The organism is Leisingera sp. SA215, assembly GCF_055902035.1.
Map to the genome: position 1 here is coordinate 52,553 of NZ_JBVVXU010000012.1, position 25,667 is coordinate 78,219.

General features: G+C 60.9%; 20 protein-coding genes. 10 read left to right on the forward strand and 10 right to left on the reverse strand.

Annotation, left to right across the window (positions count from 1 at the left end):
• The first annotated feature begins 324 nt into the window (after positions 1-324).
• The gene (locus AC0KW6_RS14075; protein WP_474035206.1) at positions 325-510 is read left to right on the forward strand and encodes a hypothetical protein; all 186 of its coding nucleotides are present in this window, start codon (positions 325-327) and stop codon (positions 508-510) included.
• A gap of 120 nt (positions 511-630) precedes the next feature.
• Complete coding sequence (locus AC0KW6_RS14080) at positions 631-1,386, forward strand: sulfite exporter TauE/SafE family protein (protein WP_474035207.1); 756 nt, start codon at positions 631-633, stop codon at positions 1,384-1,386.
• A gap of 161 nt (positions 1,387-1,547) precedes the next feature.
• Here the strand turns inward: AC0KW6_RS14080 and AC0KW6_RS14085 are convergent, their stop codons facing one another.
• Positions 1,548-2,396, reverse strand: a complete 849-nt coding sequence (locus AC0KW6_RS14085) for a LysR substrate-binding domain-containing protein (RefSeq protein ID WP_474035208.1) — start codon at positions 2,394-2,396, stop codon at positions 1,548-1,550.
• 134 nt (positions 2,397-2,530) lie between these two features.
• Here AC0KW6_RS14085 and AC0KW6_RS14090 point away from each other — a divergent pair, with 134 nt between their 5' ends.
• Genes AC0KW6_RS14090 through phnY form a run of 3 tightly spaced genes read left to right on the forward strand, consistent with a single transcriptional unit; the run spans position 2,531 to position 6,451 of the window.
• Positions 2,531-3,718 (forward strand): 2-aminoethylphosphonate--pyruvate transaminase, encoded by a 1,188-nt coding sequence (locus tag AC0KW6_RS14090; RefSeq protein WP_474035209.1) that lies wholly within the window; start codon positions 2,531-2,533, stop codon positions 3,716-3,718.
• A 19-nt stretch (positions 3,719-3,737) separates the two neighbouring features.
• On the forward strand, positions 3,738-4,997 hold the full coding sequence (gene phnA, locus AC0KW6_RS14095; protein WP_474035210.1) for a phosphonoacetate hydrolase: 1,260 nt from the start codon (positions 3,738-3,740) through the stop codon (positions 4,995-4,997).
• On the forward strand, positions 4,994-6,451 hold the full coding sequence (phnY, locus tag AC0KW6_RS14100; protein ID WP_474035211.1) for a phosphonoacetaldehyde dehydrogenase: 1,458 nt from the start codon (positions 4,994-4,996) through the stop codon (positions 6,449-6,451). The genes phnA and phnY overlap by 4 nt, the downstream gene beginning before the upstream one ends.
• Positions 6,452-6,798: 347 nt before the next feature.
• On the opposite strand, the gene AC0KW6_RS14105 is transcribed toward phnY, so the two are convergent.
• Positions 6,799-9,057 carry a methyl-accepting chemotaxis protein gene (locus tag AC0KW6_RS14105; RefSeq protein WP_474035212.1) on the reverse strand — a complete coding sequence of 753 codons (2,259 nt, stop codon included), beginning with the start codon at positions 9,055-9,057 and terminating at the stop codon, positions 6,799-6,801.
• Positions 9,058-9,626: 569 nt separating this feature from the next.
• On the opposite strand from AC0KW6_RS14105, the gene AC0KW6_RS14110 reads away from it, so the two are divergent.
• On the forward strand, positions 9,627-10,076 hold the full coding sequence (locus tag AC0KW6_RS14110) for an Lrp/AsnC family transcriptional regulator (protein WP_323783713.1): 450 nt from the start codon (positions 9,627-9,629) through the stop codon (positions 10,074-10,076).
• 67 nt (positions 10,077-10,143) lie between these two features.
• Here AC0KW6_RS14110 and AC0KW6_RS14115 read toward each other — a convergent pair whose 3' ends face one another.
• Together AC0KW6_RS14115 and AC0KW6_RS14120 are read right to left on the reverse strand one after the other, a co-directional pair.
• A complete protein-coding gene (locus AC0KW6_RS14115) occupies positions 10,144-10,281 on the reverse strand; it encodes a hypothetical protein (protein WP_474035213.1) in 138 nt (45 codons plus the stop codon).
• Positions 10,281-11,045, reverse strand: a complete 765-nt coding sequence (locus AC0KW6_RS14120) for a LysR family transcriptional regulator (RefSeq protein WP_474035214.1) — start codon at positions 11,043-11,045, stop codon at positions 10,281-10,283. The genes AC0KW6_RS14115 and AC0KW6_RS14120 overlap by 1 nt, the downstream gene beginning before the upstream one ends.
• Before the next feature lie 137 nt (positions 11,046-11,182).
• Between AC0KW6_RS14120 and AC0KW6_RS14125 the strand changes: the two genes are divergently transcribed.
• On the forward strand, positions 11,183-12,037 hold the full coding sequence (locus tag AC0KW6_RS14125; RefSeq protein WP_474035215.1) for an alpha/beta fold hydrolase: 855 nt from the start codon (positions 11,183-11,185) through the stop codon (positions 12,035-12,037).
• A gap of 190 nt (positions 12,038-12,227) precedes the next feature.
• Here the strand turns inward: AC0KW6_RS14125 and AC0KW6_RS14130 are convergent, their stop codons facing one another.
• Positions 12,228-12,986 (reverse strand): helix-turn-helix transcriptional regulator, encoded by a 759-nt coding sequence (locus AC0KW6_RS14130; protein WP_323775408.1) that lies wholly within the window; start codon positions 12,984-12,986, stop codon positions 12,228-12,230.
• Positions 12,987-13,125: 139 nt separating this feature from the next.
• On the opposite strand from AC0KW6_RS14130, the gene speB reads away from it, so the two are divergent.
• On the forward strand, positions 13,126-14,097 hold the full coding sequence (speB, locus tag AC0KW6_RS14135; RefSeq protein ID WP_474035216.1) for an agmatinase: 972 nt from the start codon (positions 13,126-13,128) through the stop codon (positions 14,095-14,097).
• A gap of 177 nt (positions 14,098-14,274) precedes the next feature.
• Here speB and AC0KW6_RS14140 read toward each other — a convergent pair whose 3' ends face one another.
• Together AC0KW6_RS14140 and AC0KW6_RS14145 are read right to left on the reverse strand one after the other, a co-directional pair.
• Positions 14,275-15,483 (reverse strand): mandelate racemase/muconate lactonizing enzyme family protein, encoded by a 1,209-nt coding sequence (locus AC0KW6_RS14140; protein ID WP_323775410.1) that lies wholly within the window; start codon positions 15,481-15,483, stop codon positions 14,275-14,277.
• Between the two features lie 14 nt (positions 15,484-15,497).
• Entirely contained in the window at positions 15,498-17,156 is a 1,659-nt protein-coding gene (locus AC0KW6_RS14145; RefSeq protein WP_474035217.1) for a GMC family oxidoreductase, read from the reverse strand.
• Positions 17,157-17,259: 103 nt separating this feature from the next.
• On the opposite strand from AC0KW6_RS14145, the gene AC0KW6_RS14150 reads away from it, so the two are divergent.
• Positions 17,260-18,150, forward strand: a complete 891-nt coding sequence (locus AC0KW6_RS14150; protein ID WP_323775412.1) for a LysR substrate-binding domain-containing protein — start codon at positions 17,260-17,262, stop codon at positions 18,148-18,150.
• 14 nt (positions 18,151-18,164) lie between these two features.
• Here the strand turns inward: AC0KW6_RS14150 and AC0KW6_RS14155 are convergent, their stop codons facing one another.
• From AC0KW6_RS14155 to AC0KW6_RS14165, 3 genes are all read right to left on the reverse strand, one after another.
• Entirely contained in the window at positions 18,165-19,280 is a 1,116-nt protein-coding gene (locus AC0KW6_RS14155; RefSeq protein WP_474035218.1) for a cystathionine gamma-lyase, read from the reverse strand.
• Positions 19,281-19,442: 162 nt separating this feature from the next.
• Positions 19,443-21,134, reverse strand: a complete 1,692-nt coding sequence (locus tag AC0KW6_RS14160) for a thiamine pyrophosphate-binding protein (protein WP_474035219.1) — start codon at positions 21,132-21,134, stop codon at positions 19,443-19,445.
• Between the two features lie 306 nt (positions 21,135-21,440).
• Positions 21,441-22,007, reverse strand: coding sequence for a recombinase family protein (locus tag AC0KW6_RS14165; RefSeq protein ID WP_474035220.1), 567 nt, complete (start codon positions 22,005-22,007; stop codon positions 21,441-21,443).
• A gap of 140 nt (positions 22,008-22,147) precedes the next feature.
• On the opposite strand from AC0KW6_RS14165, the gene AC0KW6_RS14170 reads away from it, so the two are divergent.
• Positions 22,148-25,126 carry a Tn3 family transposase gene (locus AC0KW6_RS14170; RefSeq protein WP_474035221.1) on the forward strand — a complete coding sequence of 993 codons (2,979 nt, stop codon included), beginning with the start codon at positions 22,148-22,150 and terminating at the stop codon, positions 25,124-25,126.
• Positions 25,127-25,667 lie beyond the last annotated feature (541 nt).

Genomic DNA, 25,667 nt, shown 5'->3' on the forward strand with positions numbered 1-25,667 from the left:
TGGCTGAAAATCCTCAACTTGAGGAAGGATGCCATAAATTTGAGATGAAAATCGCCCATAATGACGAATGTTTGGCGGCTTTCAGGCAGAACAATGCCCTTTATGTGACATCCCCTTCCCGACTGCATCCAAAGACATTCCGCAGTTCACGCTCGGACGGTAAGCGGTCCCCGCTTGCAAGCGCAAGTGCGTCGAGGGTTGCCCGCAATCCAGCCAGCACAGCTTTGACACTTGTTTCCATTATTCTGCTCCGCTTCAGACCAATTTGCAGGCCAATCTATTAACAGGCAGAAGGGATGGCACCGGAAAAAGGAGGACAGACCAATGGACATGCAGAACACAGCCTTTAAGGCATCTGCGCCAATTCTGAGTGACCAAGAATTCGAGGCGCAGGCCTTACGCGATCTCGCAGCGGCCAGAAAAGCGGAGTGTGAGTGTGAAAAGGCAAGCGTCGTCCGTTTCCAATACCCTGACAATCGCACCGATTTCAGCGGTTGCGCGAGGTGGTAACTGCGCCAGCGCCGTGCCGATGCCTGCAAAGAAAAGACACCTGCCATGCTAAGCAAAGCGTCTGTATGGCATTGGGCCATAACCAAATACCTTTAAATGCGAAAGATTGGTCTTCCCACTATGACACTCTTTGAAATTTTCCTGCTTGTTGGCGCGGGCATTGCCGCAGGTTTTCTCAATGCCGTAGCCGGGGGCGGAACCTTCCTAAGTCTGCCTGCACTGATTTACGTCGGCGTGCCCCCGGTCAGCGCCAATGCCACGGCGACGCTGGCCGCCTTGCCAGGATATATCAGCAGTGCATGGGGTTTTCGGCACCACATGCAGCGCGAGGGCGCCTTGTCGCTTTGGGGCATTGCCGGTGTCGGGATTGCCGGCTCTGTTTTGGGTGCGCTTCTTCTCATCATCACCCCCGGCGATACGTTCCTGTGGGTCGTGCCTTGGCTATTGCTGCTTGCGACAGGCATGTTCGCCTTCGGACCTGCATTGCTGCGTGCAATTCAGAAACGTGGCGCGGGCAGCGCCGGGGTTGGGGTATCCGTCGCAGCTATTCTGGCGGTTTCGTTCTACGGCGGCTATTTCAATGGGGGGCTCGGTATCATGCTGCTCGCGACATTTGGATTCATCGGTTACGGCAACCTGCATGGGATGAATGGCCTTAAGAGCGTGTTGTCAGCCGTGGTCGCGCTGGTGTCTGCCATCACCTTCATCGCTGCTGGATTGATCGCGTGGAAACCTGCGTTCGTTATTGCCATCAGTGCAACCGTTGGCGGATATCTTGGCGCAATCATGAGCCGCCGCATCGTCAGAACCGATCTCCTGCGACACTTCGTGACGGCCATCGGCCTTATAATGGCGGCAGTGTTCTTTCTGCGTTGAACTGAATAAGTGGATCTTGGGACGGCTGCCATGAATGTCAGCAAAGTCTAAGGATTTGCGATGCGGGCCGCGGTGCCTCAGTGGCGTTCGAGTGTAACCCGGCCCGCGTTGGGAAACCTGACAGGGAGGACGCCGCGGGGGGCGGGCGGTGTCTGCACGATTCAACAATTCATGAAGGTCCTGATGATCCGCAGGTTCTTTCGCTGCTTCAGGTGTATCAGCGTCTCCGACATCGACAAATCAGAACCGTCCAGAGCGATCTTGACCAGCCTTGGGTCGCTGCCAAATTCAGCGTCAGAAACAAAACCAATTCCGAGCCCCGACGCAACAATCTCAAGCATCGCCTCGCGCCCTTCAGCGACCACCGCCGGCACAAGGGTAACACTGTTTCGCAGGGCTTCCTTTTCAAGCTTCTGACGGGTTTTCGAGCCTTTTTCGCGCAGGATCAGCGGGTATTTCTTCAGATCGGCGAGGCGGATCTGATCAATGCGGCGGCTCAGAAACGCCTTGGCCGCCACAGCCACTATAGCTGAGTTGCCCAGGCTTTCGGCATACATGTCGGAGCCGGGATCCTGACTGCCCACGACTCCGATTTCGGCGTCGTAGTTTCTCAGGCTTTCCAGCACATCCTCGCTGTTTCCGGTCAGTACCGAGATAGAGACCTCGGGATATCTGCTGCGAAACCGGACCAGACGGTCGGAGAGGTGAAAGGCGCTGTCGACCATGATCCTCAAGTGACCCTTAAGCGCGGCACGGCGTTCTGACAGCAGGTCATCTATGCGTTCCTCAACCTCGAAGAGCTGTTTTGTCGTCAACAACAGCTGTTCTGCCAGCGGCGTCAGGGTGATCTGCTTGCGCTCTCGGTTGAACAATAGAACGTCGTGATCGCTCTCGAGCTTGCGTACCTGTTCAGATACCGCAGGCTGGGTGAGCGCCAGGCGTTCGGCCGCGCGGGAAAAGCCGCCGGTCACTGCGACATAATGGAACGCCCTGATCTGACTATAATTCATTCGCTGTCCTCTCCATTCCTGTGCAGCCTGCAACATATAGGCTCAGCCTATCGTATTATTGATAATAACAATTTTTCAAATACATTTGCCGAGCATAGACCTTGTGAAAACATCGTCAGATCAAGGAAGCTTTCATGGGTACCGACACGGCGAAGATGAATTCACCCAAATGTGGCGCGCCCTATTTGCTTACGCCGGGGCCTTTGACAACGTCATATGAGGTCAAGGAAGCCATGCTGCGCGACTGGGGCAGCTGGGACGACGATTTCCGGGCGATGACCTGCAAGATGCGTACCCGGTTGCTGGCACTGTTGGGCGCGGAGCGGGCGGAGTACGACTGCGTGCCGATCCAGGGTTCCGGGTCCTACTGCGTCGAGGCGATGCTGGGTTCTTTCGTTCCGAAAGATGGCAAGGTGCTAGTGTTGGCGAACGGTGCCTATGGTCTGCGGGCCGCCCGGACTATGGAGTACCTCGGCCGCGGCTTTCTTTTGATTGACAAGGGCGATTACCTGCCGCCGCGCGGCGATGAGGTCACCGCGATCCTGGAGCAGGATCAGGACATCACCCATGTCCTGATTATCCACTGTGAAACAAGCTCCGGCATTCTGAACCCGGTTGAAGAGCTGGCCGAGGCCGCGCATGCCGCAGGGCGCAAGGTTCTGGTCGACAGCATGTCTGCCTTTGGTGCGGTGCCACTGGATGCGTCGCGCGTCAAATACACGGCCATGGTCAGTTCGGCCAACAAATGCATCGAGGGCGTTCCAGGTTTTGGCTTCGTGATTGCCCGCAAGGACGAGATCGAGGCCGCCAAAGGCAACAGTCATTCGCTCTCTCTGGACGTGCATGCGCAATGGGCAACGATGGAGAAGACCGGCCAATGGCGGTTCACCCCGCCCACCCATGTGGTCGCGGCCTTTCTCAAGGCGCTTGACGCCCATCACGAAGAAGGCGGCGTCGCCGGACGTGGCGCGCGCTATACGCGCAACCGCGACGTGCTGGTCGAAGGAATGCGCGGGATCGGGTTCGAGACCCTGCTGGCAGACCGCTGGCTGAGTCCGGTCATCGTGACCTTCTTTTGCCCGGCAGATCCGAAGTTTGAATTCTCGCGCTTTTACGAGAGCATGAAGGACAAGGGCTTCATCATCTATCCCGGAAAGCTGACCGTCGTGGACAGTTTTCGGGTCGGCTGTATCGGCCAGATGGATGAGGATGTGATGCGTCAGGTTGTAACGGCCGCAAACCAGACTCTTGATGAAATGGGCGTAGCAAAAGCAGCCCCGCCGCAGGCCGCGCTCGACGAACGCAAGAAACTCGCAGCATAGCACTCACAAGGATATCAGAATGACCATCACTTCTCCGGTCGAGGCGAACGACCGCAGCTATTCGACGCCCAGCACCTGTGCGATTGCAATCTGTCTTGATGGCTGTGAGCCAGAGTACTTGGACAAGGCAATCGCCGATGGGTTTATGCCGGCGCTCAAGCGGATGAAGGAACAAGGCACGGACCGGCTTGCGCATTCGGTCATCCCATCCTTCACCAACCCCAACAACCTCTCGATTGCCACCGGGCGTCCGCCGATTGTGCACGGGATTTGCGGCAACTATCTCTTTGAACCGGACACCGGTGAAGAAGTGATGATGAATGACGTGCGCTTTTTGCGCGCGCCGACAATCTTTGCCAAGTTCTACGAAGCCGGCGCCCGGGTGGCCGTCGTCACCGCCAAGGATAAGTTGCGGGCATTGCTGGGCGCAGGTCTGTCTTTCGAAGACGACCGTGCCAAATGCTTCTCGGCTGAGAAATCCGGCAGCTCGACACGCGCCGAGCACGGACAGGACCAAGCCAGCAATTGGCTGGGCATGGCACAGCCTGAGGTGTATTCGGCAGGGCTCTCGGAGTTTGTCTTTGCCGCCGGCGTGAAACTGCTCGAAGAGTGGAAACCCGATGTGATGTACCTGACCACCACGGATTACGTGCAACATAAATACGCCCCCGATCAGGCCGAAGCCAAGGCCTTCTACGAGATGTTCGACAACTACCTCGGTCAGCTCGACGCGCTGGGTGCGGCCATTGTCGTGACGGCCGATCACGGCATGAAGCCCAAGCATGACGCCAATGGCGCCCCTCAGGTGATTTACGTCCAGGACCTGCTGGACGAATGGCTAGGCGAAGCGGCCGCGCGTGTCATCCTGCCGATCACCGACCCTTATGTGGTGCACCACGGCGCGCTGGGTGGTTTCGGCACTGCCTATCTGCCAGAGGGTGCCGACGTGCCGGACATCATCGCCAAACTCGTGGCACAGCCCGAAATTCTGGAGGTGATGACCCGCAGCGAGGCTGTCGGCCGTTTCGAGCTGCCTGCCGACCGGATCGGTGACATCGTGATGATCTCGACCGAGAACATGACCATTGGCACCTCCAAGCACCGTCATGATCTGGCAGCCCTGAACGAGCCTCTGCGCAGCCACGGCGGCCTGACCGAACAGGAGGTGCCGTTTATTTGCAACCGGGTTCTGGATCTGCCCTCGGCGCCGGTCCTGCGCAACTTCGACGCTTTCTTTTTTGCAACAAAGGCGGCCGCTCTCGAAGAGGCAACGGCATGAACACGAGGATGAAAACGGAGATCCGTAACGAAGGCATGCGCATCGGCGGCGAGGTTGTCTTTACCGATGATGTGGTCGAGGTGCTTTATCCTTATACCGATGAGGTGATAGGCACCGTGCCCGCCGGGACCGCCGGACATGCCCGCAAGGCGTTCGAGATCGCGGCCAATTACAAACCCAAGCTGAGCCGTTACGAGCGCAGTCAGATCCTGCAGAGGGCAGGGGAATTAATTGGCGAAAGGCGCGAAGATCTGGCGAAATGGCTGACGCTGGAGCTGGGCATCTGCCACCAGCACGCGATCTATGAAACCAAGCGGGCGCAGGATGTCTACCAATTCGCCGCGGCCGAGGCGTTGAAGGACGATGGCGAGATCTTTTCCTGCGATCTGACGCACAACGGTAAGGCCCGCAAGATCTTCACCAAACGCGAGCCGGTCCGCACGATCTCGGCGATCACGCCGTTCAACCACCCGCTGAACATGGTCAGCCACAAGATCGCGCCGTCGATCGCTACCAACAACTGCATGGTCTGCAAGCCGGCGGAGCTGACGCCGCTGACCTGCATCGCGCTGGCGGACATCCTGTACGAGGCGGGTCTGCCGCCAGAGATGTTCCAGGTGGTGACCGGCATGCCGCAGGACATCGGCGATGAGATGATCACCAATGACAACATCGACATCATAACCTTTACCGGTGGGGTGCCGGTGGGCAAGATCATCGCTGCCAAGGCAGGCTACAAGCGGCAGGCGCTCGAGCTGGGCGGGAATGACCCGCTGATCATCTGCAATGATCTGTCTGACGCCGACCTCGAAAAAGCCGCGACCATTGCCGTGGCCGGGGCCACCGGCAATTCCGGCCAACGCTGCACCGCTATCAAGCGCATCTTGGTACAGGAGAGCGTGGCCGAGAAATTCGTGCCGCTGGTGCTGGAAAAAGCCAAGAAGATCAAGTTTGGCGATCCGCGCGACCCGGAAACTGAACTAGGCTGCGTGATCCATTCGAAGGCGGCAGAGCTGTTCGAGAACAGGGTGCTGCAGGCGGAAAAGGATGGCGCGAAAATCCTCTATCATCCGGAACGCCGCGGCGCTCTCCTGCCGCCGATTGTCGTGGACCATGTGCCCCATCACAGCGAACTGGTGATGGAAGAGACCTTTGGCCCGATCATCCCGATCGTTCGGGTGCCGGACGTTGACGAAGAGGTCATGGCAATCTCGAACTCGACCGAGTTTGGCCTGTCCTCTGGGGTTTGCACCAACGACCTGAATCGTGCGATTGCCTATATCAACGGTCTTGATGTCGGCACCTGCAACATCTGGGAACAGCCGGGTTTCCGGATCGAGATGTCGCCTTTCGGTGGCATCAAGGACAGCGGAAACGGGGTCAAGGAGGGTGTCATAGAAGCGATGAAATTCTTCACCAACGTCAAGACCTACTCGCTGCCCTGGCCCGAATAGCGTGCGGATCGAATTGACAAGCCGGCCCCCCGCGGTCTCGGCCTTCCCTGCCGCCAGCACGGCGGCCTGCGCCGATTATCGATCGGCAACATGCAGCATCGGCCACCTTCCGGCGTTCTTCCAAACTCAGGTGAGGGTAGCAGCGCCCCATTCATCATCCTCCCTGCAAGCTTCTGTATTCGTACAGAATTTGCACTTCGTTTGTGAATCCACCCCGGCTACATCTGAATGTAGTGTAATCAAGTTTATGTTATCTATTTGCACTGCAAATTTGCAGGCTGACTGCTGACTGCTGACTGCTGACTGCTGACTGGCGGAAGCGGAGCCTCAGACAGTCAGCTATTGCGTCAGGCGCTCATGCGGCGGCGGCCTCTGTCGACCCCTTGGCTGGCGGCGGGGACTGCGCTGCCGCGGCCCAGATCGAACCGGCCGATGATATCTGTCAGGCTGTGCGATTCGTTTTGCAGCAGCTGGCTGGCGGCCGCGGCCTCCTCGGACATGGCGGCATTCTGCTGGGTCATGTTGTCCAGCTGATGCATGGCACCGTCGATTTTCTCCAGCCCGCGCGATTGGGTGCGCACGCCGTCGGCAATGTCGGTGACCAGCCCGGACACCGCAGAAACCTGTTCGATGATACTGGACAGCGCATCGCCTGCGCGGCCTACCATGGCGACACCATTTGCCACGTGCTCCTCGCTGGCGGAGGTCAGATCCTTGATCTGCCCGGCCGCATTGGAGGCGCGCTGCGCCAGGGCGCGCACTTCGGAGGCGACCACGGCGAAGCCCGCGCCGGCGGGACCTGCGCGGGCGGCCTCAACGCCGGCATTAAGTGCCAGCAGGTTGGTCTGGAAGGCAATGTCGTCAATCATGTTGATGATCTTTGAAATCTCCGACGAGGCTTCCTGGATCTGATCCATCGCGGCGACCGCAGATGTGACCACATCGGTGCTTTGTTCGGCTTCGCTGCGGGCGCCGCGCATGGTTTCATCCATCCGGCCCGCTTGTGCCGCGGTGTCGCGGATACCGCCAGTCAGCTCGCGGATGGCGCCGGCGGTTTCCTCTAGCGTCGCCGCCTGGCTTTCGGTGCGATGGGCCATTTCGGTGGCCGCGCCGCGCTGTTCCTCGGAGAAGCGCCCGACGTTTTCCGCCGCCTCCGCCACCTCTCCCATAGATCCGCGCAGCCGGTCCAGGCTGCGGTTGAAGTTTTCCCGCAGGGTCTCGTAATGCCCGTCGAACGGCGCCTGGATGTCGCAGGTCAGGTTGCCGCGCTGCAGTTCAGACAAGGCTGCGCTCATACTCTCGACCACGGCAGCGGTGTGGCGGGCGGCCTCCACCTCGCGCGCGGCCGCGGCGTCGGCGTCGATAAGCTTGCTGCGGAAGCTGTCGAGGCTGCGGGCCAGATCGCCCAGTTCATCACCGCGGTCGCGGCCCAGGATATCGGTGTCATAGTTGCTGTCTGCCAGCGCATTGGTGGCCTCGCGCAGGGCATGGATCGGGCGGGTGACGCTGCGCGCGGCCAGCCAGGACACCCCGATGGCCGCCAGCAGCGCGGCGCCGATCAGCCCGGCGGCAATAAGCCGGATGCGCTCGACCACGGCAAAGGCGTTGTCCTCGTCGGTTTCCAGCACCAGCGACCAGTCAAAGCCGGGCAGCTCCAGCGGCATCACCAGGGCAATGGCGCGTTCGCCGAGCGAGGAGGCAACCGCCTCGAACTGGCCGGCTTCGCGCGCCTTGGCGGCCTGGATCTGCGGGGTGTCCGGCATCTTCTGCAGCACCGGGAACAAGCCCTCAACCGAAGACGGGCTGCGGGCCAGGCCGTCGCTGCTTGCGACAAAGATGTTCTGATGAGTGCCGCCCGACAGATTGCTGGTCAGCGCATTGACGATGCCCTTGGTGCCCAGCTGCACGGCGATGACACCGACCAATTGTTTGCGTTTGGAAAAAACCGGCGCGGCCATGAAGGCAGCAACGCCATCGGGGCTGTGGCTGTAGGCGGCAAAGTCGGCGGCAACCACCGTGCCGGCCTCTGCCTGCAGGGCGGCTTGGAAGGCCCGGGCCAATCCGTTGCCGGCATCTGGCGCGACATCGGTCAGGAAATCATCCTGCTTTTTCACCGAGTAGACCACCTGCCCCTTGGCGCTGATCAGATACAGGTCCTGATAGCCGTTCAGGCGCAGGCTTTGCAGGAAAGTGGGGTGATAGGTGACATGCGATTGATTGTAATAGCTGCCGTCGCCCGCGTCCGTCAGCTCCTCGCGCTGCTGCGCTGGATTCGGGTTTTCTGCGGCATAGGTCTGTTTCAGATAGGCAATGGGGTCGTCTTCCTCGACCATGCCGATCACCCTTTCGAAATTGCCGATGGCGCGGAACACCGCGGGCTGGCCGGCCAGGCTGGAGACATCGGACCGGGCCGCTTTGATCAGGAATTCCAGCGCCTGGGCAGCGGATTTGGCCTCGATCTTTTGCGCGGCAAAGGCGTTTTCCCGGATGCTGCGCTCGGCCATTGAATAAATCAGCAGCGACACGGTGACCAGGAAGGCCCCGGTCAGCGCCACCATGATCAGCGGCAGTTTCAGCTTGAGCGGCAGTTTCGTGGTCCGGGGCATTGGCGAAGGTCTCCTGCTAACGGCGGCGCACCGGTTGCAGCCGGGGCTTGTAGGAGTGTTAATCAGGAAAGTCCTGAAAAAATGTGTACCATAAGGCCGCCGCCAATGAAGTTTTCCGGAAACCCGGTGATTTTATGCCGCAAATTTGAGTTTACTTTCCATCGGGCGGAATATGCGGATTTGCCCTTATTGCACTGGTGTTTGCCGCCGCAAGTGTTGCAATGGCGCACGTTGGGGTGGCGCAAATCGTCAGTTAGGAAGTCATTCACATTTGGCGATCTTGCATAGGGTGCGCCTGCTTGATGGCGCCCCCTGCGTTAAGATTCGTCAGCGAGCAGAGTCACTTCCCGCGAGTCGCATTCGCTGGGGTTTAAAGCAGCCCACCGGCCCCGGCTGCGGCTGGTGCTGCGCGCCCGGCATGGCTGGGACTGGCGTGGCGGCGAAACCGGCTTCAGCACTTGAAGCCCGCGCGGCTCCGATGGCGGCGGCCGCGGAGCGCATGACCCTGTGCATCCGGTGCCTTGCGGATTCAAGTTGTCAATCCGGCCGATGCAGGGGAAAAATCAGCTATGGATGAAAAAGACCACGATATCCTCCGGCTGATACAGTCCAACGCGCAGCTGACCGCCGAAGCCATCAGCCATGAGATCGGCCTGTCGGCGCCGGCGGTTCAGAAGCGGCTGAAGAAACTTCGCGATACCGGAGTAATTGAAAAGGAAATCGCCATCCTTTCACCGGCCCGGCTGGGGCGCGAGATGACCGTGATCGTGCAGGTGGTTCTGGAGCGCGAAAGCCGGATGCATCTGGACGCCTTCAAGCGCAGAATGCGCCAGGCCAGTCAAGTTCAGCAATGCTATTACACTACAGGCGAGGCTGATTTCATTCTTGTGGTCATCGTCGGGGACATCAAGGAATACGAGGCGTTCACGCAGGAGTATTTCTTTGATGAATCCAATGTCAGCCGCTTTACCTCTTCGGTTGTGATGGACCGGGTCAAGGTGTCGTTGGACATCATTTAGGCGATGCATCAGGTGCGCATTTTGTTCGATGCCGCTTCGTTCCGGAATTGTGTGTGCTGCGTTTCGCCTATGTTATCTGTCCGGAGTGAGCGGCAGCCAGGGTATCCAGAAACAGCTTGGTGATACGGTTCACCGCCGGGCGTTTTCGGGTGACGGCGGCGAATTGGCTGCGGTAGAACACTTTCCTGTGCAGTACTTTCTGCATCAGGCCGCTGTCGGCAAACCCGACGGCCAGGTGGTCCGGCAAGAACCCCAGATAACTGCCTGACAAGATGAGAGGCGCCAGCGCCTGCTCGTTCTGCACTTTGGCAGAGCGGCGGAGGCCCAGTTTTTGCCCACATGCAGATTGGGCGAGCTTACCCGGATGGTTGCATACTTCATGGCCTGCACATCCCGCAGACCCAGGGTTTGCTGATCGCAGTCGAAGAACGGATGCTCCTTGCAGTAATAGAGAAACATGTTCTCTCGATAGAGCGGCAAGTAGTCCAGACTGGGCGCCGGCCGGTGCAGAACCAGTATCCCGATGTCAAGCTGGCCGCCGATCACCTTGGTTTCGATTACGTTGGGCGGTTCCAGCGGCAGTTCGATTTCCACCGAAGGCGCGGCGTTGTTAAAGGCGCGGATCCCGCCGGGCACAAAAGCTTCGGGATTAGAGGCGCTTTGGCCGAACAGGGCAATTCGGATGGTGCTGGCCATCTGCTGTTTAATCTCATTCACTTCGGAACGGAAATCCGACACCGAGGTCAGCAGCTCTTTGGCGGATTTCAGCACTTTGATGCCGCCGTCTGTCAGCGAGAACCCCGCCGGGCCGCGGTTGCACAGCTTCAGGTCCAACCGCAGCTCGAGGTCGGCGATGTATTTCGATATGGACGATTTGCCGATGTTAAGCTCGGTTTCGGCGGCTGCCGGTCCGGAAAACTCAGCGGCTTGACTGGTAAGGAGGCTGGCCTTAGGAGCGCCTCGAAACAATAGCAGGGATTTCCATGAAACTTATCCGTTAGCAACGAGTGCAGATCGATCATTACCGGCCGCCCGGCAGTGGACCGGCCGAACGTTCAACTGCTTCAATCGGAGCGCAAGAGGGCGCCTCTTGCGGATAAATTTCTATGGAAAACTTTGACAGCGCCAACGGGCGTATCAATCGGGATGGATACGCGCTCGGCTACACAATCGAGGGGGAAGGAGAACCACTGCTGATCATCGGCAGCCACGTCTTCTATCCACGCACATTTTCAGCGGGCTTGCGCAGCAAACGAAAACTTATCTTCATTGATCACCGCGGCTTCGCTCCGGCCGGCCGCGGCGTCGAGGCGCGTGACTGCACATTGGAGACCATTACCGATGATATCTCTGCGATGTGCAGTGCGCTTGGCCTTCCACGCCTGGATGTGCTGGGGCACTCGGGCCACGGCTATATGGCATTGGAGTTCGCCCGCCGCAGGCCGGATCTGGTCCGGAAGACCGTGGTTGTTGCAACCGGACCAAGCCATTCGCCGGAGCACATGGCATACGGGGAGCGTATCTGGCGTATGCTTGCGGCGCCGGAGCGCAAGCACCGTTTGGCACAGGATCTGGAACGGATGGCTGCAAAGATCGATGCTGAACCGGAAAATAGGTTCATCTGGATGTGCTTGGGGCTGGCCGCCCGCAGCTGGTTTGATCCATGTTTTGATGCCTCAGATCTTTGGCGGGGTGTTCACGTGAATATGCCGGTTTTCGACAGTTTGTGGGGGGACGTGTTTCGCGATTTCGACCCCGTCACAGTGCTGCAGGAGATTCAAACTCCGCTTCTGATTTGTATGGGGCGGCATGACCATCTGGTTGCCCCGCTGGAAACCTGGCTCCCGATCACCCCGGAGACTCGCAAGCCGGTCTTTGCTCTTTTTGAGCGGAGCGCGCACACCCCGCAACTGGAAGAAGCAGAGCGGTTTGACGAAACCCTCCTGAACTTCCTGGCCTGAAGCATGCCCCGTGCGGGTAAGAACCGCGCGGGGCATCCGCTTCAATCCCGGCAATCCGCAGGACGTGATCGGTGTAATCCTGTGTCGCCAGCATCGGTTCAGGGTCCACTCCCCTGATGCTGCCGCCCCTACCGGTGCGTGGCAGCCTGGTCCGGCAAAGCCGCGGAAGGCCATCGCCCTGCAGCGCAAGCTAACCCGCCCCGGCCAAATGCCGGGTGGCCATGGAAAACAACTCTGCCTGCGACGCAATTCCCAGTTTGGAATAGGCGTGATGCCGGTGGACTTTGACCGTGCCCTCGGCAATCCCAAGGTAGGCGGCGGCGGAGGGCGTCGAATGCCCCTGCAGGACCAGCTGCACCACCTCCCGTTCCCGCGGGCTCAGGACGCTGCTGCCAAAGGTTTGCATCCGGTCCTCCCAATCCGGCTCCTGGAACCCTGCTGCCGGCGTCTCTGCCTGCCCCCATTGCCGCCGGACCGCAGCGGATACCACCCGGAATGCTGCATTCAGCCGTGCGGTATCCGCCGCTTCAAACCGCTGGCGGCGGGAAAAACGGGCCAGCGAAACAATGATCCAGCGCTCTGCTCCGTCCTGCACCAGGACGCCGATCTCGTCGCTGATACTGATCTTGCGGAAAAAGGTGCGGTAGTATTCCGACCGGTAGAACGCCTCCGGCGCCAATTCCATCAGCCGGTAGGCCCCTGGGGTGCAACCGTTGCGGCAGGCCTGGTAGAGCGGATCCAGCAGATAGGGGCCGCTGGCGTAGAATTCTACGCTGATCGCCGCCTGCAGCTCATCCAGATCCTGATACAGCGAAACGGGCGGCAGGGCGCCCTCATAGCGTGAGACGATCATCGAATCAAAGCCGCAGCACAGCGACAGGATTTGCCGCAACGCACCGGGACAGCGGTCGGTGCCAAGTGTTTCTGCCAAGGCAGCAATGGCTCTCACCCAGCCGGCGGCCAACGGGGGGTGGGGGATCTCAACGGTCAAATCTATGCCTTTCGATATATGTCCTTTGCTAAGTTTACTGGCATAAGCGTGGATTTCAAACTGGGGCCAGCCGGAATTTCATTTAACGGAGCCCCAGATGACCGATACCTCCAGCGTGAACCCCGTACAGGGCGACCTCGCCTTTACCCGCGCAAGCGACCGCGGCGTGATTGCCGAGGCCAGCTATGCCGGCGCGCTAAGCTTCATGCGCCGCCGCTATACCCGCGACCTGCGCGGCGCGGATGTGGCGGTGATGGGCGTGCCCTTTGACCTGTCGGTCTCCAGCCGTTCCGGCACCCGTCTGGGGCCGCGCGCGGTGCGCTCAGGGTCCAGCCATATTGCCTGGTCGAAACCCTGGCCCTGGGAGGCGGATCCTTATGAGGCGCTGCGGGTAGTCGACTATGGCGATTGCGAGTTCGACTATGGCTATCCGCACATGGTGCCGGGCCAGATCGCCCAGGCCGCCCGCGATGTGCTGGCCACCGGCACGGCACTGCTGTCGATTGGCGGCGATCATTTCATCACCTATCCGCTGCTGAAGGCGCATGCCGAGAAACACGGCCCCCTCAGCCTGATCCAGTTCGACGCCCATTCCGACACCTGGGCGGACGAGGAAGGCCGCATCGACCACGGCACCATGCTGTGGCACGCCATCCGGGAGGGTCTGGTGGACCCGTCCTGCTCGGTCCAGGTCGGCATTCGCACCCATAACCCCGATCCGATGGGGATGAACATCATCGATGCCATAGAGGTGCAGAAATCCGGGCCGGAGGCTGTGGCAGAGAAAATCCGCACCATCACCGGCGGCCGCAAGACCTATGTCACTTTCGACATCGACGCGCTGGAGCCTGCCTCTGCCCCTGGCACCGGCACGCCGGTGATTGGCGGCCTCAGCCCCTATCAGGCGCAGGAGATCATCCGCGGACTGGCGGGCATTGATGTCGTTGGCATGGACGTGGTCGAGGTCGCCCCGGCCTATGACATCTCCGAGATCACTGCCATCGCTGCGGCCACCATCGCCAATGATCTGCTCTGTCTCTACGCCGCTGGACCCTCCGGCCAGCGGTGAGGCGGCTGTTCGCGCTCAACCGCCAACCGCCCCGGCTGCTGCGGCCGGGGCAGTCTTTTGCGGCAGCCGGAACAGGCTGCGATGGTCAATTGGGTGGAAACCCGGACGGTGCCGGTGCCTGCCCTGCCGGCGCCGGCACTGCACATGGGGGCAGCGCACCCGGGCCGAGCTCTGCCGCTATTGAACCACTGGTTCCTGCGCCAGTTCCAGATGCAGTTCGCGGCCGGTATAGGGGCTCGCAGCAATCGCCGCGTCGTCCAGTTCCACCCCCAGGCCCGGCTCGGCGGAGGGGATCACATAGCCTTCCTCCCAGGTGATCGAGGATTTGAGGCAGGACATATACGGCCCTTCAAAAGTGCCGATGCTTTCAAGGATCAGAAAATTCGGGCTGCAGGTGGCGATCTGGATGTTCGCAGCAGCCACCACCGGCCCGCAATACAGATGCGGTGCGATCTGGGCCTGCCGGGTTTCGGCCATGCTGGCGATCTTTTTGGCCTCCAGCAGGCCGCCGACGCGTCCCAGATCCATTTGCAGGATCGAGGCCGCACCAGCCTCCAGCACCCGCGCAAATTCGTGCTTGGTGCAAAGCCGCTCGCCCGTCGAGACCGGCACCGAGGTGAACCGTGCGACCTCCGCCATATCGGCGGGGTTCTCCGGCGTTGTGGGTTCTTCGAACCACAAGGGCTCATAAGGCTCCAGCCGCCGTGCCATCCGCTTGGCGCCGGAAACGGTGAATTGCCCATGGGTGCCGAACAACAGGTCCGCCCGGGTGCCGACCGCCTCGCGGATGCGTTTCACAAACAGCTCGCTGCGCTCCAGATCCTCCAGCCGCGGCTGGTGGCCGTCATAGATCGTATAAGGCCCGGCAGGGTCGAATTTCACCGCGGTGAAGCCCTGCTCCACCCGCTGCAGCGCAACCTCGGCAGCAATGTCCGGATCGTTGTAGACATTCGGCATGTCCGGGTCCGGATAGACGTCCCCTTCCGGCGGATAGAGATAGGTATAGCTGCGCAGACGGTCATGCACCTGGCCGCCCATCAGCTCATAAACCGGTTTGCCCGCGGCCTTGCCGATGATGTCCCAGCAGGCCATCTCCAGCCCGCTGAGCACGCCCATAACGGTCACATCAGGGCGCAGCGTGTAACCCGCGCCATAGGATTTGCGCCACAGTTTCTCGATATGATGCGGATCGCAGCCAGCAAACTGGCGGGCAAACATTTCCTCGGCCATCGCGCAGCACAGATCCGGGCCAAAGGTGGCGTTATAGATCTCCCCCGCCCCGGTGATGCCGCAGGCAGTGGTCAGGCGCACAAAGATGAAGTACCGCCCGCCGTGGCGCGGCGGCGGATTGCCGAACACAAAGGTTTCGATCTTGTCGAGTTTCATCAAGGGTTTCCCTGTCATTCAGCCGCCAAGGGCCTGTTTTCATTGTCTTCCAGCACCAGTTCGGCGCCGCGCGCCGCCAGCATCATGGTTGGAGCATTGGTGTTGCCCGAGGTCACATTCGGAAAGGCAGAGGCGTCGATCACCCGCAGCCCCGCCACCCCGTGCACCCGAAGCTGAGCATCCAGAACCGAATCCGCGGCATCATTGCCCATCCGGCAGGTGCAGGAGGCATGGAACACGCTGCCTGAGCGTTCCCGGAAATTCTCCAGCAAAGTGCTGTCATCCATCCCGATGATATCCGGCGCCCGCCGTTCGCGGGTGATGCGCTTGATCGCCGGGATTGCCGCCAGCGCCTGCAACAGGCGGCTTGCGCGCACAGCTGTTGCCTTGTCCGCATCCGTTGACAGCGAATTCGGCTCAATCAGCGGCGCCTGCGCGGGGTCCGCGGACTGGATATTGATCTGCCCCCGGCTGGTTGGCCGGCTGGGCTGCACGCACAGCAGGAAACCATTGTCCCGGTCAATCTGCGGCTTGCCATTGGGACGCGTCGAATAAGACGCCGGGTTGCAATAGACCTGCACATCCGGCAGCGCCGCGCCCTTGGTGCGGACAAAGCCGCTGCACTGATTGACCGGAACGCTCAGCGGCCCTTTGCGGGTCAGCATATATTGCAGCCCGGCCTTCATCTGCCCGGCAAAGCTGCCCAGCCGGTCGTTCAGCGTTGCGGTATTGGCCCAGAAAAAATGCGACACTGCCAGATGGTCTTGCAGCCCCTGCCCGACCTGCGGCAGATCCTGTGCCACGTTGATCCCGTGCCGCTGCAGCAACCCCGCCGGGCCGATGCCGGACAATTGCAGCAGTTGCGGCGAATTCACCGCACCCGCGCTCAGGATCACCTCCCGCGCTGCCATCGCCTGTTTCTGCCGGCCGTTCACCCGGTAGGCCACGCCAGTGGCGCGCCCGCCGGCAGTCAGTACCTTCTCCACCAGCGCACCGCTGACCACGGTCAGATTGCCGCGCTTCATCGCGGGCCGAAGAAACGCATCGGCCGAAGACCAGCGCCGCCCGTCCTTTACGGTGCTGCGCACGAATCCTATGCCCTCGCTTGGCGGGGTATTGGCGCCAGCATCGGCAGGCGCATTCATGTCCGGCAGCACCGGCCAGCCCATCTCTTGCCCCGCGGACAGGAAGTTGCTGGCAAAGGGGTGCATCCGCGCGCTCAGGTCCGTGACCCGTACAGGACCTGTCCCGCGCAGACGGCGGCTGCCGTCGTGCCATTCGTCATGGCTCTCCAGCGACTCATAGCTGCGACGGACGCAGTCCCAGCCCCAGCCCGCAGCGCCCGCAGCCTCCCAATCGTCGAAATCATGCGGCAGCCCGCGCACATAGGCCATCGCGTTGATCGAGCTTGACCCGCCCAGCACCTTGCCCCGCGGCCAATAGGCCGCGCGCCCCTTCAGCTCCGGATCCGGTGCCGCCGAGTAGCGCCAATTGACCGCCGGGTCCGAGAAGGTAAAGCCGTAGCCCACAGGGATTTTGATCCAGAACCGCCGGTCGGTGCCGCCCGCCTCGATCACCAGCACCTTGTACCGGCCATTGGCAGTCAGCCTGTCGGCCAGCACACAACCCGCCGATCCGGCCCCGACGATAATGAAGTCAAATGTTTGCGCCATAACGTGCCAAGTCCGCTTGTTTCCCGCGACCTTGCACGGCGCCTTAGGTATAAATCAAACAATGGGTTTTGCGTCTAAGGCCCAGCTGTGCTTAAAGGCATGCATGACCGATCTGCCCCATGTCACCTGGCTGAAAGCTTTTGAGGCCGCCGCGCGGCTCAACAGTTTCTCTGCCGCCGCCGAGGAACTGGGGCTGACGCCCGCCGCCATCAGCCAGCAGATCCGGCTGCTGGAAAAGCATCTGAACAGCCAGCTGTTCAAACGCCTGCCCCGCGGCGTTGCACTGACCGACACCGGCCAGGCCTATGCCCAGCCGATCCGTAAATCCTTTGACGACATGCAGCGTGCCACCACCGGGCTGTTCAGCAGGAAGCGCAAGCGGGTGGTGCATTTGCGCGCCACTATTTCCTGCGCTGCATTGGTGATCGCACCGCAACTGGCCCGGTTCCAGGCAAACCACCCGGATATTTTCGTGCAACTGTCGACCACCGTTTGGGCCAGCCGCTTTGATGAGCAGGCGCTGGATATCGATATCCGCTATGGTTCCGGCGATTGGCAGGAAAGCCAGATCCTGCATCTGGGCCACGAAAACGCCGTTCCGGTCTGCAGCCCCGCCTATGCCGCGGCCCTGGGCGGCAACCCGTCCATCGCAGACCTCGCCCGCGCCGATGTGGTGCAGATCATCGGCTCGGAAACCGACTGGGGCCGCTTGGCCGATCTGCACGGGCTGACCCTGCAGGTGACCACCGACTGGCTCAAGGCCGATTCCTCGCTGCTGGCACTGCAAACGGTGTCCGCAGGCCGCGGGGTGACGATGGTGCTGGAAAGCTTTGCCCGGCAATATATCGAGCAGGGTCTGGTTCTTGCGCCAACTGCATACACTCTGCCGAAACGCCGCTCGCACTACATGGTGATCAACGACGGCGCTGGTCAGCGCGACGAGGTGAAAGCCGTCAGCAACTGGATCGCAACGCTTTATCAGACGCTGACTTGACGCCCTGCCCCGGCTTAGCTGTCAAGCGCCGCGAGCGAAGCCGCCATGGCGTTCCACAGTTCCTCCGCCGGCTCGGTCCCGACCGAGATCCGCACGAACCCCGGCGCCACCGCATCGCCCCAGCGGGCGCGGCGTTCCGCCGATGTATGGACTCCGCCAAACGATGTCGCGGCACGGATCAGCGGGCAGTTGTTGATAAAGGCGTCCGCCTGTTCAGCGCTGTCGAGAGTGACCGAGATCAGGAACCCGAACCGTGACATCTGCTGTTTCGCCAGTGCGTGCGACGGGTCTGACGCCAGGCCGGGGAAACGGACCGCCTGCACCCGCGGATGCGCCGCCAGCCGGTCGGCCAGCACCTCCGCCGTGCGGCACATCCGGTCAAAGCGGATCTCCAAAGTCTCCAAGCCGCGGTGCGCCAGCCAGGCCTCTTGCGGGCCGGGAATGCCGCCGCCGAACTGTCGCCATTCGCGCGCCGCCTGCAGGATTTCTTCGTTGCGGGTGGCCAGATGCCCCATCAGCACATCCGAATGCCCGCCCGGCGCTTTGGTGTCGGAGGCCGCGACTACATCCGCGCCCAGCTCGAGCGGGCGCTGGCCCAGCGGTGTCATGGTGGTGTTGTCGACGATCAGTTGCCCGCCCGCCGCATGAACTGCATCTGCAATGGCGCGCAGATCGCAGAGATCCAGCCCGGGATTTGACGGTGTTTCCGCAAAAACAACGTCAAAGCCTTCAAACCCGCCGTCCGCGAAGCTGGTGGTTGGGCGCTGTTCGAGCTCAACCCCGAGGTTTTGCAAAAACCGCTCGCTCAGGCGCCGGGTGACGTAATAGCCGTCCGAGGGGATCAGCAGTTTTGACCCTGCTTTGACGGTGGCAAACAACGCTGCCGAAATCGCCGCCATGCCGGAGGGGAAGGCCAGAGTTGGCGCGTCTTCCAGATAGGCGAGCACATGTTCCAGATGCTCCCAGGTGGCGTTGTCCACCCGGCCATAGCTGGGTCCGCCCGTCCAGTCGCCCGGCAGGTGGTACATGGAGCTTTGCGTCAGCGGCAGCGCCACCGGATCGCCTTCGGACAGCGTGTTGCCACGCAGATGCAGCATGGCGCCGGCTTTGAAGTCGGTAGGGTTTTCCATTGGGGCACCTTTCCTGAATGCGGGCTTCAGGATTGATAACCCGCTTGCGGGCAGAATAAAATCGGGAGCAGTAGAACTCAAAGGTTTGTACGAAAAGACAGAGGGCAGCGCCCGCCCATTAAGGGACGACGGGCAGAAGCGACCGTGTCAGATCACCAAATCTCACCCCATCCAGCGGCGCACCGGGGCGGCGGAGTCTTCCAGCGCCTGGCAGACCACGTCGATCAGGGTCGGGCCGTCATGGGCAAAGGCCTCCTTGATCGCCGGGTCCAGGTCCTCGGGCCGCTCAACCCGCCATGTCTTGACGCCAAAGGCTTCGGCCACGGCGGCGTGGTTGGTGCGGTTGAAGTCGACATTGTAATAGCGTTTGCCGCAATCATCGCGCTGACTGGCCTTGATCCAGCCGAAGTTGGCATTGGAGAACACTACATAGGTGATCGGGGCCGCGCAGCGCACCACAGTTTCCAGCTCGCCGCAGGTGAAATTGAAGGAACCGTCGCCCATCATCCCCACGACTTTACAAGCCGGCCGCCCGAACCAGGCGCCCAGCGAGGCCGACAAGGAATAGCCCAAAGCACCATGCGCCCGGTTGGTGATGTATTGGCGGCCCGGATGTTTCTGCTGCGAGTAGGCATTGTAGTAGGGGCAGCTGGTGCCGGGGTCGGAAACCACGATGGCGTCATCGGGCAGGTTCCGGTTCAGCGCGTGGATGATCTGCTCGGGCAGGACCTGTTCGGTCTTGCTGTTTGCCAGTTCCTCGAACCTGGCGAACTTGCGCTGCTTGATGTCGGCGACTCTCGCAGCACCGCCAAAGGACGGCAGATCGGCCTCGCGGTTGTCCAGATAGGTATTCACCGCCTGCAGCGCCAGTTTCAGGTCGGCCACCACACCCGCTTCGGTCGGGTAATTGGCGCCGATGACCATCGGGTCGTTGTCGAAATGCACGATGCGCTGGCCGGGCTTCGGTGCTTCCCAGCGCGAAGTGGTGGTGGACCCCGCCCGGCAGCCCATGAAGACCACCAGATCGGCGCTCTCCATCATCTCCCAGGTCTCGCCGGTGCCGCCGTTGGAACCAACCACGCCCAGCGATTGCGGATGGGTATCGGCAAGCGATCCCTTTCCGGAGATCGAGGTGCCCACGGCAATGTCGAGTCGGCTGGCAAGCTTGCCCAGCTCCTCCATCGCGCGCGCGATCACCACGCCGCCGCCGCAGACGATCAGCGGTGATTTGGCGCTGAGGATGGCCTCCACCGCAGCCTCTGCAGCACCCGGTTCAGGTGCTGCGCGGTAGGCAGGGTAGCTGTGATGTTTTGGATCGCCCCAGATATCATCGGCGGGAACGTCGTCATACTGGATGTCATAGGGCAGCCCCAGATGCGCCGAGCCGGACCGCCCGGTGGTCATCGCGCGGAACGCCTGGCGCACCATGCGCGGGATGTGGTCGGCGCGCTTGATCACCGTGTTGAACTTGGTCAGCGGCCGCATCAGCGCGTCCTGATCCACCTCGGTCAGCGGATATTTCCCGTAGGACCCCACCGAAATGTCAGTGGTGATCGCCAGCACCGCATAAGAGCTTTCGTTGGCCTCGATCAGCCCGGGCAGGATGTAGGTGGCGCCGCCGCCGGACGGACCCTCGCACACACCCACCCGGCCGGTTACCCGGGAAAACCCGTCGGCCATATAGGCCGCGCTGCGTTCATCGCGCGTAAGAACGTGGGTGATGCCGTGCTCCAACCGGTTCATCGCATCATAGAATGGCAGCGTGGTATCGCCGCAGAGGCCGAAGATATGGGTGACGCCATGCGCCTCCAAAGAGCGTACCATCGCCTCGGCGCCGTTCATCGTGTTGTTCATAAGTGCCCCCTGCAAGCCGTCGTGAAAACTGTCCGGAGCTGATATCCGGGTCTGTGCTCCAAGCTGTATACAATTTTGCAGACAGATGTGAAGACTAAACTTCCACGCGCCGCCAGCCGTTGACTTATCAGACCTCGTTCAGTCGGGATGCCGGGTTACCCCAGATCCGGCTATTTGGCGGTTTCTGCCAGAATATCAGTGCCATATTGCTGCCATCCCTCGGCAAAGCTGGCCGCCGGCTGTTAGGCCCCATCGGAAGGTTTCTTCGTAAAACCACGCTAAGGGAGAACGGAGCCTGAACACGGGTTACTGTGTGGCGTTTCTGATCACCTTGTAAGCTGTTGACCTGCCTATGCCGAGGTGTTTGGCGGCTTGTGAGACGGATTTTCCTGCGCTGACGAGGTCTTGGAGAGCTGAGATTGTTTCGGGCGGCAATGGCGGTCGCCCAGGGGCGCGACCATGCTTTCGGGCGTTGATCAGTCCGTCTTTGGTGCGCTCCGAGATCAGGCGGCGCTCGAAATGTGCAATGGCGCCGAAGACATGGAACACCAGTTCACCTGCAGCGGACGTTGTGTCGATGCGCTCCTCCAGGCTGATCAGATTGATTTCTCTGGCCTTGAGGTCATCGACCGTTTTGAGGAGTTCCTTGAGCGACCGACCCAGACGATCGAGCCGGATGACAGCAAGCGTATCGTTGGGGCGGGCCTGATCGAGTAAGGCGGCCAGACCGGGTCGGTTGAACGTCTTGCCTGAGATCACGTCCTCGAACACGCGTACCGCGCCGTGCTGCAGCAGTCGGTCTTTCTGGCCAGACAGATCCTGATCAGCGGTTGAGACCCTTGCATATCCGAGAATGTCGCCTGTGCGTGGCATAGTGTCTCCAAAACGACCGTTTTAGGGCCTGACTTCCTGTGGCCGCTCTAATCTTGGGTTAGGACGGTAAATCTGTCTTTTTATCAGTCTCTATAATATTGAGCGTCTTCAAACTTGCAACAGCGTTTTGAGGACACCTTATGGCCCGCAGACTTCTTTCCTCCCGCGCGTATGCGGAACTCTTCGGGGTGCCGACAGATTCCGAAGCCTTGATCCGTCACTATCTGCTGAGCGGAGATGACATTGACCTGATCCGTACCCGACGCCGCGCCGAAAACCACCTTGGGCTTGCGGTGCATATTTCCTTGCTGCGCCACCCTGGCCTGGGGTGGGGCGAAGACCTTATGCCGCCCGCTGAATTGATCACCTGGCTTGCAGAGCAACTTCAGGCCGATGCTTGTTCTCTCGACAACTATGCCGTCAGGCGAAATACCCGGCACGAACACCATGCCCTCGCGATGCATCATTTGGGGCTGTCTTCCTTCGGGCCGGAGCATGTGCAGCAGGCAGAGGATATTGCCACGAGGGCCGCATTCGCGACGGATCACGGCGTCAATATTGTCGAGACGCTCATTGCGGCACTGCGAAGGCACCGTCTGGCGTTGCCGAGCGTCGGCACAATCGAGCGCCTCGCTTTGAAGGGCCGCGCACGCGCGCGGCGGGAGGCTGCCGCTGCGCTGTTCGACGCCCTATCACCAGAGCAGCGCGGCAGGCTGCAGAGGCTTCTGGTGAACGACCCATCCGTTGGGCAAACGCGGCTCACCTGGTTGCGCGGCTTTCCGCATTCGACGAGCCCCGCCAGCATGACCGCGCTTCTGGACCGTCTGAAATATCTGCGATCATTGGACTTGCCGCCAGACCTTGGGCAGGGCTTGCACCCGGACCGGCTGCTCAAGTTCGCGCGCGAAGGCGCCGTGGCACCCGTGAGTTTGCTGAACGATTTTGGTGAGCGGCGGCGGATCGCAACGCTGGCAGCACAGATGACGGATTTATCCATCACGATCACCGACGCGACCATCGCCATGTTCGAGCGGCTGACCGGCCAGCTGTTCTCAAGATCCCGCAACCGCCAGGAGGAGGTTTGGCGTATGGGCAAGGCACGGGTCGGCAAGCTGATGCAGCTCTTCGGCGAGTCCATTGACGCCATGGCCCGCGCGCAAGAATTGGGGCAGGATCCCTTTGCTGCGCTCGATGTAGAAATCGGTTGGGACAAGCTCTTGGGCACTCGTGCTGAAATTGCCGGCTTCGGGGAACTGGCCACCAGTGACCCGCTTTCCCTGGCGGCTGAGCGCTATGCCTATATGCGTAAGTTCGCTCCTGCCTTTCTTGAAGCCTTCCAGTTCAATGCCACCGATGCGGGGGATGAGCTCAAGGACGCGATTGCCTTGTTGCGCGACCAGAACCAGACCGGCAAGCGCAAGTTGCCGGATGATCCGCCCATGCCGTTTGCCGCCAAGCATTGGCGGTCGCTGATCGTTCAGGACGGTCAACCGAAACGACGCGTTTACGAAACCGCCGTTGTCTCCACCTTACGAGACCGTTTGCGCGCCGGGGATGTCTGGGTCGATGGCAGCCGTGAGTATCGCCGGTTCGACAGCTATCTCATGCCCCGAGACAATGCCGAAGCCGCTATGCGGGACGCTGGCTTCGAGACCAATCCGGAGGCTTGGCTGGCTGATCGCCGGGCCACGCTGGCGAAACGCCTTGACCAAGTGGACCACGCCTTGAAACGCAATGCTTTCCCTGGTGTCCGGATTGAGCGCGGGCGACTGAAGATCACGCCACATGACGCGGTGACACCTCCCGCTGCGGTGCGTCTGGAGCGGGCGATTGACGCCGTGATGCCACGTATCCGCATCACGGAGTTGCTTTGGGAGGTGAATGCGCAGACGGGGTTCCTCGACGCCTTCACCGATCTGCGGTCTGGCAAGCATCACGATGAGCCCGCTGCCGTCTTTGCCACGATTCTGGCCGGGGCGACCAATCTCGGCCTTGAGAGGATGGCCTATGCCTCATCGCGTGTTAGTCATGCGCAGCTGACCTGGGCGCAGACATGGTACCTGCGGCCAGAGACGTTCGCCGATGCCTTGGGCCGCATTGTAGGCGCTCATCATGGCCTTTCCTTTGCGCAGCACTGGGGCGCGGCGGGCCACAGCTCGTCGGACGGCCAATTCTTCTCCGCGAACCGGGGCAGCGGCGTCATCAACGCCAAATACGGGCCAGACCCCGGGCTGAAGATCTACTCCTTCCTGTCAGGCCAATACGGATCGTTCCATTCCAGTGTGATCGGAGCGACGGCAGGCGAGGCGCCCTTTGTGCTCGATGGTCTCCTGGGAAATCCAGCCAGCTTTGACCCCCTCGTCCATTACACAGATACCGGCGGCGTGTCGGACCACGTCTTTGCTCTATTCCACCTGTTGGGGATGACCTTCGCGCCGCGTTTGCGCGACTTCCCCGATCGGCGGTTGGCCTGCTTCGGAAGCGCGAAGGCGTGGGCAACCTTGTCGCCCATCATCGGCAAGCCGATCAACGAAGAGGTGATCCGGCAGCATTGGGGCGACATCATGCGGCTCGCGGCCAGCATTCAGGACAAGTCTCTGAAACCGTCCGAAATCCTGCGCAAGCTTGGGGCGTACCGGCAACAGAACCGGCTGTATCTTGCCCTCGGTGAAATCGGCCGGATCGAACGCACGCTCTTCATGCTCGACTGGATCGAGAATGCCGATCTGCGCATGGAATGCCACGCAGGTCTCAACAAGGGCGAAGCGCGCCACTCGCTGGCCAGGGCCGTATTTGCGCATTCACAAGGGCGTATCCATGATCGCTCTGACGCGGCCCAACAGAAACGCGCCATGGCGCTCAACCTCGTCATCGCCGCCATCACGTTCTGGAACACGATCTACATGGATAAAGCCGCCGGCCATCTCGCGAAGACCAGCCCCTTATTCGATCCAGCCCTCCTGCCGCATACATCGCCGCTCGGATGGGAGCACATCATCCTGTCCGGCGACTTCGACTGGCATTCCGGAGCCGCTGAGCGCAAAATTGCACGACCGTTAAACATCAGGCCAAACCGAGACGAAAGCTCGCGATCGGGTTCGCTAATTGTTCTCACTTAGCGTGGTTCTACGAAGAAACCTTCCGACGGGGCCTGTTAGATTGGAAACCCGATATCCCTGAACACTCACTTTGACACTAAAGCGCTGGAAGAGCTGGAGAAACAGTATGACTCCGCTCAGAACATGCGCAGCAACGGACCCAGGCTGACGGGGTTCATCACTTGCGCCGGCATTGCCTTTGCCCTGTATCACCTGTGAACGGCCGGGTTCGGCGTGACGCTGTGGGTGGTCTCCACCATGGTGTTCCACTTTGTGCTGTTTGGCCTGGTGGCGCTGGAAAGCTATTTTCCCACCCCCCTGGCCATATCAAGAACCCATCGAGCCTCGGCCTCACCACGCTTTATGATAGGCTGGATGGGATCACCGTGCCGGCATTGCTGGCCAACCCGGCCGGCGCAATGAAGGAGCGGCTGATCGGCGCCGCCAAACGGCTGGAGGCCAAGCTGAAACGGCCGGTTTCGATATCATAACACTGGCGGAGATGGCACACCGGGCTGCATTGCCGTGCCATTTTCGGGGTTCATAACCTGAGAATTTATAA

What these genes read in the sequence shown, in the direction of transcription:
- AC0KW6_RS14075 (WP_474035206.1), top strand. Translation starts at nt 325, where the DNA reads ATGGACATGCAGAACACAGCCTTTAAGGCATCTGCGCCAATTCTGAGT.
- AC0KW6_RS14080 (WP_474035207.1), top strand. Translation starts at nt 631, where the DNA reads ATGACACTCTTTGAAATTTTCCTGCTTGTTGGCGCGGGCATTGCCGCA.
- AC0KW6_RS14085 (WP_474035208.1), bottom strand. Translation starts at nt 2,396, where the DNA reads ATGAATTATAGTCAGATCAGGGCGTTCCATTATGTCGCAGTGACCGGC.
- AC0KW6_RS14090 (WP_474035209.1), top strand. Translation starts at nt 2,531, where the DNA reads ATGGGTACCGACACGGCGAAGATGAATTCACCCAAATGTGGCGCGCCC.
- phnA (WP_474035210.1), top strand. Translation starts at nt 3,738, where the DNA reads ATGACCATCACTTCTCCGGTCGAGGCGAACGACCGCAGCTATTCGACG.
- phnY (WP_474035211.1), top strand. Translation starts at nt 4,994, where the DNA reads ATGAACACGAGGATGAAAACGGAGATCCGTAACGAAGGCATGCGCATC.
- AC0KW6_RS14105 (WP_474035212.1), bottom strand. Translation starts at nt 9,057, where the DNA reads ATGCCCCGGACCACGAAACTGCCGCTCAAGCTGAAACTGCCGCTGATC.
- AC0KW6_RS14110 (WP_323783713.1), top strand. Translation starts at nt 9,627, where the DNA reads ATGGATGAAAAAGACCACGATATCCTCCGGCTGATACAGTCCAACGCG.
- AC0KW6_RS14115 (WP_474035213.1), bottom strand. Translation starts at nt 10,281, where the DNA reads ATGCAGAAAGTACTGCACAGGAAAGTGTTCTACCGCAGCCAATTCGCC.
- AC0KW6_RS14125 (WP_474035215.1), top strand. Translation starts at nt 11,183, where the DNA reads ATGGAAAACTTTGACAGCGCCAACGGGCGTATCAATCGGGATGGATAC.
- speB (WP_474035216.1), top strand. Translation starts at nt 13,126, where the DNA reads ATGACCGATACCTCCAGCGTGAACCCCGTACAGGGCGACCTCGCCTTT.
- AC0KW6_RS14140 (WP_323775410.1), bottom strand. Translation starts at nt 15,483, where the DNA reads ATGAAACTCGACAAGATCGAAACCTTTGTGTTCGGCAATCCGCCGCCG.
- AC0KW6_RS14145 (WP_474035217.1), bottom strand. Translation starts at nt 17,156, where the DNA reads ATGGCGCAAACATTTGACTTCATTATCGTCGGGGCCGGATCGGCGGGT.
- AC0KW6_RS14150 (WP_323775412.1), top strand. Translation starts at nt 17,260, where the DNA reads ATGACCGATCTGCCCCATGTCACCTGGCTGAAAGCTTTTGAGGCCGCC.
- AC0KW6_RS14155 (WP_474035218.1), bottom strand. Translation starts at nt 19,280, where the DNA reads ATGGAAAACCCTACCGACTTCAAAGCCGGCGCCATGCTGCATCTGCGT.
- AC0KW6_RS14160 (WP_474035219.1), bottom strand. Translation starts at nt 21,134, where the DNA reads ATGAACAACACGATGAACGGCGCCGAGGCGATGGTACGCTCTTTGGAG.
- AC0KW6_RS14165 (WP_474035220.1), bottom strand. Translation starts at nt 22,007, where the DNA reads ATGCCACGCACAGGCGACATTCTCGGATATGCAAGGGTCTCAACCGCT.
- AC0KW6_RS14170 (WP_474035221.1), top strand. Translation starts at nt 22,148, where the DNA reads ATGGCCCGCAGACTTCTTTCCTCCCGCGCGTATGCGGAACTCTTCGGG.